This window comes from Altibacter sp. HG106 (assembly GCF_028561755.1).
GTDB lineage: Bacteria > Bacteroidota > Bacteroidia > Flavobacteriales > Flavobacteriaceae > DFVG01.
In genome coordinates, this window is record NZ_JAQQTD010000007.1 from 190,125 (window position 1) to 203,563 (window position 13,439).

General features: G+C 43.0%; 11 protein-coding genes and 1 pseudogene. 5 read left to right on the forward strand and 7 right to left on the reverse strand.

The window, feature by feature from the left end:
* Positions 1-26 precede the first annotated feature (26 nt).
* Positions 27-1,010 (reverse strand): D-alanine--D-alanine ligase, encoded by a 984-nt coding sequence (locus PO830_RS13170; protein WP_272854043.1) that lies wholly within the window; start codon positions 1,008-1,010, stop codon positions 27-29.
* 96 nt (positions 1,011-1,106) lie between these two features.
* Between PO830_RS13170 and PO830_RS13175 the strand changes: the two genes are divergently transcribed.
* Positions 1,107-1,727, forward strand: a complete 621-nt coding sequence (locus PO830_RS13175; protein ID WP_272854044.1) for a PASTA domain-containing protein — start codon at positions 1,107-1,109, stop codon at positions 1,725-1,727.
* A complete protein-coding gene (locus tag PO830_RS13180; RefSeq protein ID WP_272854045.1) occupies positions 1,711-2,760 on the forward strand; it encodes an RluA family pseudouridine synthase in 1,050 nt (349 codons plus the stop codon). Before PO830_RS13175 ends, PO830_RS13180 begins: the two co-directional genes overlap by 17 nt.
* A 61-nt stretch (positions 2,761-2,821) precedes the next feature.
* On the opposite strand, the gene PO830_RS13185 is transcribed toward PO830_RS13180, so the two are convergent.
* The 3 genes from PO830_RS13185 to PO830_RS13195 all read right to left on the reverse strand — a co-directional run bounded on the left by PO830_RS13185 (position 2,822) and on the right by PO830_RS13195 (position 6,936).
* On the reverse strand, positions 2,822-4,570 hold the full coding sequence (locus PO830_RS13185) for a T9SS type A sorting domain-containing protein (RefSeq protein ID WP_272854046.1): 1,749 nt from the start codon (positions 4,568-4,570) through the stop codon (positions 2,822-2,824).
* A 276-nt stretch (positions 4,571-4,846) separates the two neighbouring features.
* On the reverse strand, positions 4,847-5,707 hold the full coding sequence (locus PO830_RS13190; protein ID WP_272854047.1) for a hypothetical protein: 861 nt from the start codon (positions 5,705-5,707) through the stop codon (positions 4,847-4,849).
* 338 nt (positions 5,708-6,045) lie between these two features.
* On the reverse strand, positions 6,046-6,936 hold the full coding sequence (locus PO830_RS13195; RefSeq protein WP_272854048.1) for a hypothetical protein: 891 nt from the start codon (positions 6,934-6,936) through the stop codon (positions 6,046-6,048).
* A gap of 291 nt (positions 6,937-7,227) precedes the next feature.
* Here PO830_RS13195 and yaaA point away from each other — a divergent pair, with 291 nt between their 5' ends.
* Both yaaA and PO830_RS13205 read left to right on the forward strand, forming a co-directional pair.
* On the forward strand, positions 7,228-7,989 hold the full coding sequence (gene yaaA, locus PO830_RS13200; protein WP_272854049.1) for a peroxide stress protein YaaA: 762 nt from the start codon (positions 7,228-7,230) through the stop codon (positions 7,987-7,989).
* Entirely contained in the window at positions 7,989-8,651 is a 663-nt protein-coding gene (locus PO830_RS13205; RefSeq protein WP_272854050.1) for a uracil-DNA glycosylase family protein, read from the forward strand. The genes yaaA and PO830_RS13205 overlap by 1 nt, the downstream gene beginning before the upstream one ends.
* A gap of 2 nt (positions 8,652-8,653) precedes the next feature.
* Here PO830_RS13205 and PO830_RS13210 read toward each other — a convergent pair whose 3' ends face one another.
* From PO830_RS13210 to PO830_RS13220, 3 genes are all read right to left on the reverse strand, one after another.
* Positions 8,654-8,782 (reverse strand): 30S ribosomal protein THX, encoded by a 129-nt coding sequence (locus PO830_RS13210; protein WP_272854051.1) that lies wholly within the window; start codon positions 8,780-8,782, stop codon positions 8,654-8,656.
* Positions 8,783-8,911 carry a hypothetical protein gene (locus PO830_RS13215; protein WP_272854052.1) on the reverse strand — a complete coding sequence of 43 codons (129 nt, stop codon included), beginning with the start codon at positions 8,909-8,911 and terminating at the stop codon, positions 8,783-8,785.
* A gap of 78 nt (positions 8,912-8,989) precedes the next feature.
* Complete coding sequence (locus tag PO830_RS13220) at positions 8,990-12,289, reverse strand: VCBS repeat-containing protein (RefSeq protein ID WP_272854053.1); 3,300 nt, start codon at positions 12,287-12,289, stop codon at positions 8,990-8,992.
* A gap of 179 nt (positions 12,290-12,468) precedes the next feature.
* Here PO830_RS13220 and PO830_RS13225 point away from each other — a divergent pair.
* Positions 12,469-13,439 (forward strand): annotated as a pseudogene (locus PO830_RS13225) (hypothetical protein); the annotation flags it as partial.

The following is a 13,439-nucleotide window of genomic DNA, read 5'->3' on the forward strand; positions in this document are numbered from 1 at the left end:
AAAAATAGTTCACTACGGTAAAAATACTACTTTTCTAAGGAAGCGCTTTCTACCAGGTACCCGAAAAAGTCGGTAAGCGTCAATCCTGCTGCCCGTACTTGTTTTGGGATGATACTTTCCTTCGATAATCCGGGGGTTGTATTGGTTTCAATAAAATGTGGAATATCGTCTTGTAAGATGAATTCACTTCGTGTAATGCCGTTCATGTTCAGCACCTGATAGATTCTGATGGCTTCTTTTCGAATGGCCTCTTCGAGTGCTTCGGAAATTCGGGCCGGTGTGATCTCTTCTGATTTTCCTTCGTATTTGGCTTCGTAATCAAAGAATTCGTTTTCTGAAACGATTTCAGTTATGGGCAGGACTACAATTTCCCCATTGTTTCGATAGGTTCCTACGGAAACTTCTGTCCCTTTCAAGGCAGATTCAATCAAGACCTCTTTGTCTTCTAAAAATGCTTTTTCCAAGGCGGGAAGTAAGGCGTCCATTTCCTTTACTTTGCTAATTCCGAAACTGGAACCTGCGCGATTGGGTTTCACAAAGCAGGGGAGTCCAACACGTTTGATGATCTCTTCTACAGGAACCTCACTGCCGTGATTGAGATAATACGAATTCGCCACGTGAATTCCGAAATTCTTTAAAACGGAAAGGCAATCCCTTTTGTTGAAGCTAAGGGCGGCCTGATAATAATCTGCGCTGGTTTGAGGAATTCCGAGCATATGCCAGTAGGCAGCTAAAATCCCATCTTCTCCCGGTGTTCCATGGATGGTGTTAAAAATAATGTCGGGAACCACTTTCTTTCCGGCAACCTCAAAGCTAAAATCGGCTTTGTCTACTGCAACTCTTTCCGAAGCATTGGGTACGTAAAACCAACCGGAGCTCAAAATGTGAATAGGGTACACATCATAGATTTTGGTGTCCAAAAACTCACAAACAATACCGCCGCTTTTCAGAGAAATATCGCGCTCACTAGAATATCCGCCCATGGCAACGGCGACCTGCTTTTTCTTCATACCAAATACAACTTGAATTCGTTTATAAAAATATCACTAATAGGAAGAAAGATACTAACTTTAGGTTTACTATTTTTGTTCCGAAACGAGAAACCTATGTCTTTTTTAAAGTTTGTGCTGAGCAAGGCGTTTTTGAAGCAATTGTTGTTGGCTATTTTGGCGCTTATCGTGCTGAGCTTTTTAATTATGTGGTGGTTGAAAGGAACCACCAATCACGGCCAACGCATTGAAGTCCCCAACCTGGCGAAGATGTCCTTAGACAAGGTAGAAGATGCGCTGGATGAAGCCGATTTGCGCTACGAAATTCTAGATTCTGCAAATTACAATCCCGAATACCCAAAATATTCGGTGATTGAACAAATACCACGGGCCGGAAAATTCGTGAAAGAAAATCGTAAGATCTATCTCACCCTGAATCCTTCCGGATATCGTAAGATCAAAGTACCCAATGTCTTGGGCAAAACCTTGCGGCAGGCAGAACCCACCTTGTTAGCCATGGGGTTTGAAATAGGAGAAATTTCGAAACGCCCTCATATTAGCGATCAGGTATTAGAAATGCGTCATGCCGGAGACCGACTTGACCCCGAATACGAACTACAAAAGACCTCAGTGATCGACCTGATCGTGGGTGATGGGTCGCTCAACCGAATTCAGAGTGATTCGGATGATACTGAAGATGAAACCCCTGAAACCGAATCGGATGACAGTGAATTCTAACAACGATCCCGATCTCGAAACCAACGATAACGACGACCTTTACGAACATTTCAGATTTGTAGCCGATAAAGGCCAACAACCACTTCGGGTGGATAAGTATCTGATGAATCGCATCGAGAACGCTTCTCGAAATCGCATTCAAAAAGCGGCGAAAGACGGAAACATTCATGTGAACGATTCCGCAGTAAAACAAAATTATAAAGTGAAGCCGGGCGATGTGGTTCAGGTGCTCTTTGAGCATCCTCCGTATGAATTCTTATTAGTTCCGGAAGACATTCCTATTGACATTGTCTACGAAGACGATGAAGTACTTGTGGTCAATAAGAAAGCAGGAATGGTTGTGCATCCCGGACACGGAAATTACAGCGGTACCTTGATCAATGCGCTGACCTTTCATTTTGAAAATTTACCGAATAATAGCAGCAACCGTCCCGGTTTGGTGCATCGAATTGACAAAGACACCAGTGGGTTATTGGTGGTGGCCAAGACCGAACATGCCATGACCCATCTGTCTAAGCAATTCTTTCACAAGACGACAGAGCGTGAATACGTGGCTTTGGTCTGGGGGCAGCCGGAGGAATCTTCAGGAACCATTGAAGGCCATATTGGCCGACACCCAAAAAACCGACTCCAAAATACCGTGTTTGAAGGCGACGAGGCGGAACGTGGAAAGCCCGCCATTACCCATTACAAAGTGCTCGAACCTTTGGGCTACGTGACCTTGGTTTCGTGCCGACTAGAAACCGGGAGAACGCATCAAATACGGGTTCATATGAAACATTTGGGACACACATTATTTAACGATGAACGCTATGGAGGCGATCGCATCCTGAAAGGAACTCATTTTAGCAAATACAAGCAATTTGTAGAAAACTGTTTTAAAGTATTGCCTAGACAAGCCTTGCACGCACACACCCTTGGCTTTGAACACCCTACCAAGGGTGAGATCCTTCGCTTTCAAGCGCCGATACCTGAAGACATGGAGGCCTGTTTAGAGAAATGGCGGAACTACACCAAACATCAGAAGGACTGATGTCATTATAAAAAAAGCCGAACTACTTAGTTCGGCTTTTTTTAGGGCTCAAGGAAAATGATTATCGCTTGATCCACTTGAGCGTTTTGGATTGCGTTCCGTTAGAAACGGTAACAAAATAGATACCAGAGCTCAGTTCCGAAAGATTTTTTTCAAAACCTGGGTTGCTTTGGAAGGCTACCTCTTCGGAAAAAATCAAGCGCCCTTCAACATTTACCATTTGCACGCTTACGGTTTCAGTACAAGCATTACACTGCAACGCTAATCGTCCTTCCGAAGGATTTGGCGATAGTGCAAACTCGGCATTCCAAACGACCTCATTCACGTCAAAAAGTTCCTCGCCTACGAGTCCGTAGCGACGGTTATTGCCTTTATACCCATTACTCAACACGGCGTCAGGGCTGTAGGGTACATTGAGGTCATAGACGTTGACAAAGGTAGAGTCGATTCCCGCGCCAAAAGTTTGGGTGTAGCTGTTAAAGGTAATATCCATCATTCCATCGTCATCTACATCACCTACCACGGCACCATTTAAAAACGTAAATCCTCGTGACCGAAGAGGAAAACCAGGAACTTCCCCGCTTCCATCTACCGAATAAGCATGAAGATATCCATTTCCATCCATATCGGTTAAGGTACTTGAGAAAATAACTTCCATCACTCCGTCATTTGTAATATCGGCAATGGTAAGTACGCCTTCATTCCCCCCGTATTTGGAAATCGGAAAATTGCTCAGATCGTTCCCATCTGGTGTTAATCCGTATATGGTGGGAAGGGGCGAACCATCCCCACTCGTATTTCGATCGGCCATAAATAACTCGTAGCTTCCATCTTCTTCCAAATCAACTACGGTAGGAGCAGAATAAGTCCAGCCTGCCGTGGCCACGGGCCATCCCGGATAATACGTCGCGTCGTGATTGAGTACATAAAACCCTGGAGCGTCCCCGTGATTGGTGCCCACAATTTCTAAGGTACTATCATCATCCAGATCTACGAGAATAGGCGATTGATAGGAATATTTTACATTAGGATCCACGAGTGGAAAGCCGGTGAGCAGCGTTCCATTGGCGTCGTAGGCATACATTCCGGTAGAGGAGGTGGCAATCACTACATCGTTTCCACCATCGTTATCAATATCTCCGATGGAAGGCGTAAAGGCCGGTGTTGCATCCAATAGAACGGGCCAATTGGCATTGATCTCCGTTCCGTCTATATTAAGGGCGTGTACATATCCTTCGGCGCTTCCCGCGCGTTCGCAAGTGATGATATCTAAGGTTCCGTCCAGATCTACATCAGCAATGGCCGGTGCGTTGATCATCCAGTTGTCATTAAAGTTCAAAGGCCATCCGGGAAGGTCGTTCCCAGAGGCTCCTTCCACCACATAAATACGTCCAACGGTGGTGGGATATCCTGTATTTACGATAATTTCAGGAGTTCCATCGTCATCCAAATCTGCCACGCTGGGAGGGAGAAGTACGGGCCCTAACACGTCTTTTTCCCAGAGGATGTCACCATTTCCTTCAAGGGCGTATAGTTTCGTATCGATTCCGTACAGGATCTCTTCAATACCATCGCCGTCGATATCTGCCAAGGTAACACCACGAGAATTTTTAATGATAGGGTTTGCAGGACGCCCAAAACTGAAAAGTTCGGTAACAGCCCCTCCTTGTCGAGCAGGTAATGTTTCGGGAATGGCCACTTCGGTCACCACAATTTGTCCCAACTCATTCAAGCTGGCTTTTCTGCCGAGCTGTTGAGAAGTTCCTACGGTAACGGTGGCAAGTAGTGCGAGTAAGAGTACATTTTTCATTCAGATCGTTTTTGTGTTAGTGGTTTAAAGCTATTTAGAACCGGAGTGCTCACTAGTTAATTTTTTCACAATTAACGCGATCGGGAGGTGTAAGCTACTGGCTGCGAAGAACATCTACAACGGCTTTTATCCATCCCTTTTGAACTAAAGCATCCTTTATTACAAAAATTCAATCGGTCAAGATAAGAAGCCGCTTTCGATGCTACCTATAAACAAACCTAGCTCATAGTTTGTTGTGCAACGCGAATAGGGGTCGCAAACTGTTGTTGCACGCTTTCAATACGGTACAGGAACATATTCTTTTTTGTATCGAATTCCGAAGCCATCTTTATAGAGTAATTGATTGGTTACAAGTCCGTTTTCATCAAATCGATAGGCTGTGGTAATCTCTTTGCTGTTGTCGAAGAGCCGCACCTTTTTCAGGAGGCTTCTTGACATATAGGTGTTCGGAAAAAAGTATTGTTGGAAAACCGGAAGGTTGGTGCCTACGATAGGTAACACATCGGGTCGGATTCCTGCCGATTCATGTTCAACCACACTCAGAAGGGTATGGGTGTCAACAGAAGGACCGCTCGCAATGATGGTCTCTAAATTGCCTTCCGAGTCGTGGTGAAAGGTAAAGACTGACGGTCTTTCTGAATCGACCGGATTTGAGTGTTTGATGGTAAACTGTTTGATGAGATCATTTTCGAAGGTGTAGGTGATGTATTGGTGGCTCAAACACGCGATACTACCATCGTTTCGTTTGGTTTCCCTTCGGAAGCTAATATGGTTAGCTGTCACTGAATCGACAATAAAGGTGTCGGGGTAGCGGCCTTCGAAGCCACAGAAATCATCATTAAGCGGTTTGAACTGTTCAATTTTCCGAAGCCCGGAAAAGTATGCGTCATGCTGTGAAAGATAAGTGAAGCGCAGGAGCGGCGTGGCGTCTTGAAACACAGTTTGGAGTCGGTTTTGAGTATCGTATTGAAATTTAAGTTCATAGCCATAACTGATGTTCTCTAATTTCGAAATTAAATAAGGGGTGGTGCTATCCTTAACGTCTTTGGAAGTGTCGTTAAAAATAGTTCCTTCGTTTTGAGAACACGCCAGAACGCAAAGTGCGATGATGATAATTGAGATAATAAATCTTTTCATAATACGTCATTTAGGTGGTTTATCTGAAGAAGCGTTCACCTAGGCGCATAGGAACGTTGGGAGGGTCCCGGGCAAGGTTTTCCTCTTCATAGCAATTTATAATGGAACAACTTAAAAGGGAATATTCCTAATGTAGTCGGTGCCAGATGTGTCTACTTCTGATAAAGTATTTTTTTAATACAATTATAATTAGACAGGTAAAGCGTTGTGGTTTTAGCTTTTATTTTTTGATACCTCAGCTGGTCTTAATAAGGATATGATCAATCGTCAATTAAGAGCATGGGTAGCCATCGAGTACCTTTCTACCTTTTAATAAAGAGTGGTTGATATATCGATCACTATTCGACAGGTATATAGGTGCGTTCAAAGGTGCTTTCAATTCCATTCTCACTCGTGTATACCTCTGAAATGACATTGCCAAATTCGTCATACGTCAATGTCGGAACCAGGTCAAACATCGATTCACTGCTTGCAGATTCTCGTACTCTAATGGTTGTTGGATTGTTATTCGAGATGCGATCATTGACAAACCATAATTCTGGAAAACCACCAGGTAATACATGATCCACCACTGTAGACATCGTTATAGGACGGGTTCCCTCATCCCAAGAGGTAGCCTCTAACATAATTTGATTACTCTCAAATTGAGCAATTGAAACTAAATTACCATCAGTATCGTGATTAAAATAAATATCCCAAACGCCAACATCTGTTGCTGTTTCGTAAAAGGATGTAATCAACCCATCTTTTTTAGTGACCACCCAAGTATAAGGAACGGTGCAAACAACTTCTCCATCTTCGGAAAACCCCTTCGAGCTGAATTCTGTTCGCTCAATCCCGTCGGGAGAAACCTCTCGATTCTTAACTTCGTGTTTGGTGTACAAATAGCCATTACCAAAACAGGTAGTTTCGTACATGGGTGTGTATTGTAGAATACTCTTTAAATTTTTATCTGAATCATATTCAAATTGAAACGATAATTCTTCCGGTAAATCGGGACCACTTGTATAAATGGCAATGGGTTGATTGTCTGAATTGTATTCAATATTGTGTTGAAATAAAGGAGGTTCAGTATTCCCGAAGTTGATCTTGGAAACTAAGAATTCGCCCGATAAATCATACTCTATGGGTTCATTATCCTCTTCCGCGACTGTATTAGGCTCGTTATCATTCGAACATGAATTTGCGATAAATGCAATGGACAATAGCAACAAGGTAATTTTTTTCATAACGTTGGATTTTTTAAGATGAAACATTTATGGAAAAAACCAACTCTTATGCTCTGGTTTTCTCCTTCATAGCAATTTATAATGGAACAACTCAGTTTGAAAAATTCCTAATTCGGTGCTATTCGAAGCGTCGTCATTAGGGGTTAAATAATGCAGTTAAGGAGTTTTAAATCAGTAGTATAATAGGATTTCGTGCCAGCTATTATTTTTTTTGATACTTGTATGAAATTTGAAAATTATCTTAGAAGCCTAGTTGCCCCGTTCTTTGTATTTTTATGCAAAATTTAGCTTATGAAAATCGTTATCTCTCCTGCCAAAACGCTCGATTACGAATCGAAATTACCCACCACGAGAGGGACTCAGCCACAGTTTCTGGAGGAGGCAGAAACGCTGAATAAAAAGCTGGAGCGCAAAACCAAAAAGGAATTGAAATCGCTCATGAGTATTAGCGAAAAGCTGGCCGATTTAAATTATCAGCGGTATAAAGAATTCACCACTCCCTTTGACAAAAAGAATGCGCGCCCGGCGGTGTATGCTTTTTCCGGGGATGTGTATCAGGGATTAGATGCGTATTCTCTAGCGACCGATACATTAGATCGTCTACAAGACTCTCTACGCATCCTTTCTGGCATGTACGGTATCTTGCGACCGCTTGATTTAATGCAGCCGTATCGTCTCGAGATGGGAACAGACCTACACATTCAACGAAACAAAAATTTATACGAATTTTGGGGAACGCGTCTTACAGATTCTTTGAATGAGGAGCTTGAAGACGATGAACTTTTTCTGAACTTAGCGAGTAATGAATACTTTAAAGTAATACAACCAGAGCGTTTGAAAGTACCGGTAATTTCTCCTGTCTTTAAAGATTTCAAGAATGGGAAACTCAAGATCATTTCTTTCTTTGCGAAAAAGGCAAGGGGGAGCATGGTGCGCTATATAATGGATCAAGACATCACTACTCAAAAAGGATTACTAGGGTTCAACTATGACGGTTATGGGTACAGTGAAAAGTATACCGAAAATGAACTCGAACCCGTATTTGTTCGCTAGTGTTCTGTCACCAACACCCATACCCACCTTTTTTATTTTCGAATACAGAAAAAGTCATCGTAGGAACACTACCGCCTCCACGATTTACTACAGGCGACCTAAAACCAGATGATGTCAATTTTTGTTACGGAAGCAGGGATGGGCAACTATGGCCAATTTTAGATCGAATCTTTGATTTAAAGCTTTCTTTTGAAGATACCGAAGAAGCCGTCGCACATCGAAAAGAATTTCTAAGAGCACACAAACTTGGTATTTGTGACATCGTAGAAACAGCCTATCGGGAGAAGATTGACGCTTCCGATCTGGGGATGCAAGAAGTGGTGTTAAGAGACTTAGTAGAGATCTTAGAGCGGTATTCATCGGTTCACACCCTTTTGTTTACGGGTGGGAATAGTAAAAACGGTCCCGAGTATTTCTTCCGAAGGCATTTGAAACAATACAATGTCAAGCTCGCTTTAATCGATTCAGAAGTGCCGAGAATTCATGAATTCCGACTCCCAAAAAGTGATCGGCTCATTAGAACAGTTTCTCTTACGGCGCCTTCGGGGGCTGCCAATAGAGCTGTGGGGAGCATGAGCGCTTACAAACGCCTAAAAAAAGAACACCCTAACATCAATACAGTTGATTTTAGGGTGTTACAATACAGAAATCACTTCCTGTAGCATTATTTTTCTTTTTCAACGCTTTTTGTCGTCTTGTGTTTTAAGTTCATACGTTTTTTACGTGGGCGGAGTTTTCCGTAAGATCCATTGTGGATTTTTCCACGTTTTGTCTTTTTATCTCCTTTTCCCATCTATTTCTTGTTCTGTTGTTTCTTTATCGTTTTTTCATCGATATCGAATTTATTAGTCTTCTGATTTGTATTTCCCGTGGGATTCGTCGGATTCTTTTGTTCCTTCTTCCGTTCAAATTTCTTTGCCATAATGCTTGATTTTTAGTAGCAAAAAGATACAGAGAACGAACGTTAAATTGTATTAATGCAACGCTAAAGTCCCGTTAACTATGGGTTGGGTTGGAAGGTAAAGATTTCCAGAGGAGCATTATTGCTTACCACCACATAATGTTCTTTCCCATTGATGGTAATGCGCTCCATATCTTTCGAGTCACTATCAATAAACGGATCGTATTGCTCACTTACTTCAAATCCACCGGCACCATCTCCTAACAATACATAGCCGTAATTACTGTCGTATCGAATGGTTTCCACTTCGGCATCGTAAATGGCACCCACACCCATAACATCCATGTTCCCATCCTCATTAAAATCGCCCGGAAGCAAGGCTAGGGTTGGGCCTGTTTGTACCTGATTTGGGAGCTTGGTAATCTTAAAACTGCCATTTCCTTGATTTTCTACGTACATGGTTTCAAACATATGCGCCATTAGCTGAAAGGCATCTTTTAACTTGTCTTCTCCATAAATATCCTTCATTTCCAAACTAGCGAACTCCTTATAGGTTTCAATTTTTTCTAATAGATAAGGATTTTGTTCGCTACTACATTCTTTTCCGCGCACGGGTACTAAGCGCCCTTCATTAATTTTGCTCAAGGCAACATCGAAGCTGCCATTATTGTCAAAATCCTTTCCGTAGATATAAATCGGCTTTTCCTTTTTCGGTTGAAATTTATTATTCTTTCCAATATTCCCCATCACGTAGTCTTCATCACCATCTCCGTCGAAATCGGCTGCGGTGACACTAAACCACCAGCCCTCTGTTTTTTCGAGCCCTTTAATATTTTGGGCGGGTGCAAAACTTCCATTATTGTTGCTATAGAAGGTGGGAGCCATCCATTCGCCTACGGTTAGCAGGTCGAGGTCACCATCGTTATCATAATCGGTAAAGATGGCTTCGGAAATCATCCCAGCTTCCGCCAGTGAGTTGTTTTGTGATGTTACATCGGTAAAGGTTCCGTTATTGTTTTGTAGCAAATAAGACCGTGGAGAAAGTGGGTATTTGGCGGGCACTACATTGCCTCCTACAAAGAGATCTAGATCGCCATCCCCGTCATAGTCTCCTGCTGAAATACTCTTTCCGGACACCAACATCTTAGGAAGACGTTGCGTAGCATTCGAGAAAGTCCCGTTCCCGTCATTCAGATAGAGTCGGTCTTGCAACAAGGCGCTGTCTTCCTTCAGTTCATAGCCAGCGCTAACCACATAGAGATCATTATCGCCATCTCCATCCGCATCAAAGAATAAGGCGTTCGCATCTTCATATGCCGCTTCTCTCTGCCATAGTGCCGTATTGGTTTTGCTGAAGGTGCCATCGGACTGCTGTGTGTAAAGCGCGGCAGCAGCACCGGCAGCGTTTCCTACAAAGAAATCTTCCAGACCATCTCCGTTTACGTCTGCTTTGGCCACTCCCGTTCCTTTGGTTGATTGTTTCTGCGGAATAAGTAGCTGTAAGCTGAAATCATTAAAATCATTTTCTTGATGCTGGTAATCGACGCCCATTTGGGCAATATCTAACGATTCTTTTTGCCCCTTATATTTCCGAAGCGCCAAACTATTGTTTTCTGCGGAAGCATAATCAACAGTAATTCGCTGGTTTCCGGTGACATTCGTTAGCGTAGAAACCTTCCCATCGGGCCATGCTACTAACACTTCTTCTACAGCGGGGGAATCTCCCAATCCGAAATGCAGTATTTGAGGTACAGACGATTGGAAGCCACGGGTGATGTAGAGTTTCTGATATTGGGTTTCTTCGGCTTGTTTAACGTAAACCGATGCGCCAATTCCCAGGCGGTTGTTCTCAGGTCCTTTAAAGTCGAACTGTACATAATTTTGATTCGAGTTGTTTTTGTACAAGCCAATTTGATCGTTCACGTTATTTACGATGAGGTCTAGATCGCCATCATTATCAAAATCGGCATAGGCCGCACCGTTTGAGAAATTTGGGTCATTGAGTCCCCATTCGTCGATTACTTTTGAAAAGGTGAGATCGCCATTGTTCTTGTAAATGTAGTTGTCCAGTTTTTGCGAAGGCATTAAATCTAGTACCGCTTGCAAGGTCATCGATTCACCACGGGCGTTACGCGCTTTAAGTTCATTTCTGAAATCTTGATTGTTGTAGTCTTTATACACCCCGTTGCTGATGAAGATGTCTTTGAGTCCGTCGTTATCGAAATCGGCCAACAAAGGAGCCCAACTCCAGTCGGTTTTCACCACGCCACTCAGTTGTCCCGTTTCCAGATATTTTCCATTTCCTTTATTATAGTGCAGCATGTTTGCCATATAGGCATGATGGTACCCAACATTAACCATGCTCATAAAGTTTTCGGTGCTCATAGACGCCATATTCTCTTTACTTCGGGCGTAATTTTCGGCAAGCATGTCAACTGTGATCAGATCGGGATGGAGGTTGTTATCAAGATCGGCGTAATCACTTCCCATGCTGTTAAAGGAAATATGATTCATCCTATCGTTGATTTCGTTTTTGAAAGTCCCGTCTTGTTGATTGATATACATCTGGTCAGGCTCTAGGTAGTCATTCGAGACATAAATATCGTCCCAACCGTCGTTATTAAAATCGCCAACGGCCCCAGCGAGTCCCCAAGCCTTATTGTAAAGTCCCGCTTCGGCGGTTACTTTCGTAAATCGGTTGCCATCGTTACGATATAGCTGGTCGCTGGTAACCTCTTCGATCTGACGTTGAATTTCACCACTAATTTTAGAATTGTTTTTGAAGTCGTACCGATAATTTAAGACATAAAGATCCAGGTCTCCGTCTTTATCATAATCTAATGGGTAGACCTGCGTGGTATAGCCGGGATCATCGATACCCCAGGCTTTGGCTTCTTCTTTAAACGTTCCGTCTTGTTGATTGACAAACAACTTGTTGCGACGTCCCTCATCGCTATCGAGAGAACCTGCTTTGCTCACATAGATATCGAGCCACCCATCGTTGTTGATATCCAGCATAGTAACGCCAGTTTTAAAGCCCTGGAAGTCTTCCGTTTTGGAAGAAGCGGTAATGTCTTCAAACTCAAAATTCCCTTTGTTCTTATACAATTTATTCGGTCCGAAGTTAGCGGTGAGATAAATGTCTTGAAGGCCGTCATTATCTATATCGCCCACGGCGACTCCAGCTCCGGTATATAGGTAGGGGTAATTCAGGAAGTTGAATTCCAGGTCTTCTCGAATCATATTTTTGAACGAAATACCCGATTGATCTGTGCCCACTTTCGTAAAGCGTTTTTCGGCTCCGTCTGTAAGTCCGCCATCCCGGGACGCTTTGGAAGGTTCCGAAGAACATGAAAAGAGTAGAAAACCTAAGCAACTGAAGATAAAAAAACGCAGCATATACTATGTAGATTAGTTGAAAGACAAATATAAAAAACTTTAGAGAGCAGCAAGCATTCGCTGTAAATTCCTGCTTTGTAGGAAAGTGCCGATTTCTTTTGGGTGGTAAATTATTGCTCAATCCGATTTTTTTGGTATTTTCGTCGCGTATTAACTATTCTATATTTAAAAATTCAATTATGAAGAAAATTACTTTTCTATTGTTGTGTTTTGTTCTTTCCTTTGGGGTGCATGCACAACAATTTAATGGGACTTCATCAAGCAATGATGTAGGTCCTACCCCAGTTAAGTCTGATCTTTCCCAGTTGGAAGGCCTTGCGAACAGAACGTCTCGGATGGCCAACAATGTGCTGTTTTTAGAAGGGTCTCCAGACCCTACTTGGGAAGCAGATGTGGTGAACAAACTTACTGCTGCTGGTATTCCTACCGTAGACCTTTTTGACGTAGATGCCGGAACACCCACCTTAGCAATGTTACAAATGTATGATGTTGTTATACTTTCTACAGATGGTGGGCCGCTGGATCCAGTAGGATTAGGTAATGTGGTTGGCCAATATGTGGATGCTGGTGGACATGTAGTCAACATGATGTTTGCAGTAAATTCTAACGTAGGAAACTTTAGTGCAAATTACGGATTAATGCCTGATGCTATGTTTTCTAATGGTTCACAAAGCCTTGGTACCATTTACGACGCAGGACATCCTGTTATGCAGGGGGTTACTACTTTTAGTAATAGTACCGGAGGTGGAGGTTATCTCGCCACAGGAACAGTACGTCCTGGGGCTACGTTATTAGCCGATTATGCAAGTGGTACTCCATTAGTAATTATTGCTGAAAACTACGGAGCCTCCGGAACGGCTCGCATGGTATATCTTAATTTTTATACACCATCTTCTGATACCGGAAGAGCTGATTTTTGGGATGCTAGTACCGATGGTGTTGCCCTTATGGTAAATAGCTTAAACTGGGCCGCAGGTGCTGTTGGAATGCCTCCAATCATTTCTTGTCCAGCCGATATTATGGCGGATACCGACCCAGGTGTGTGTAACGCAGTAGTAAACTTTGCAGATGCGGTTGCCATCGATCCTGATGGAGGAACGGTAACCGTAACGCAGACCATGGGCCCAACCAGTGGTTCTATGTTCCCTAC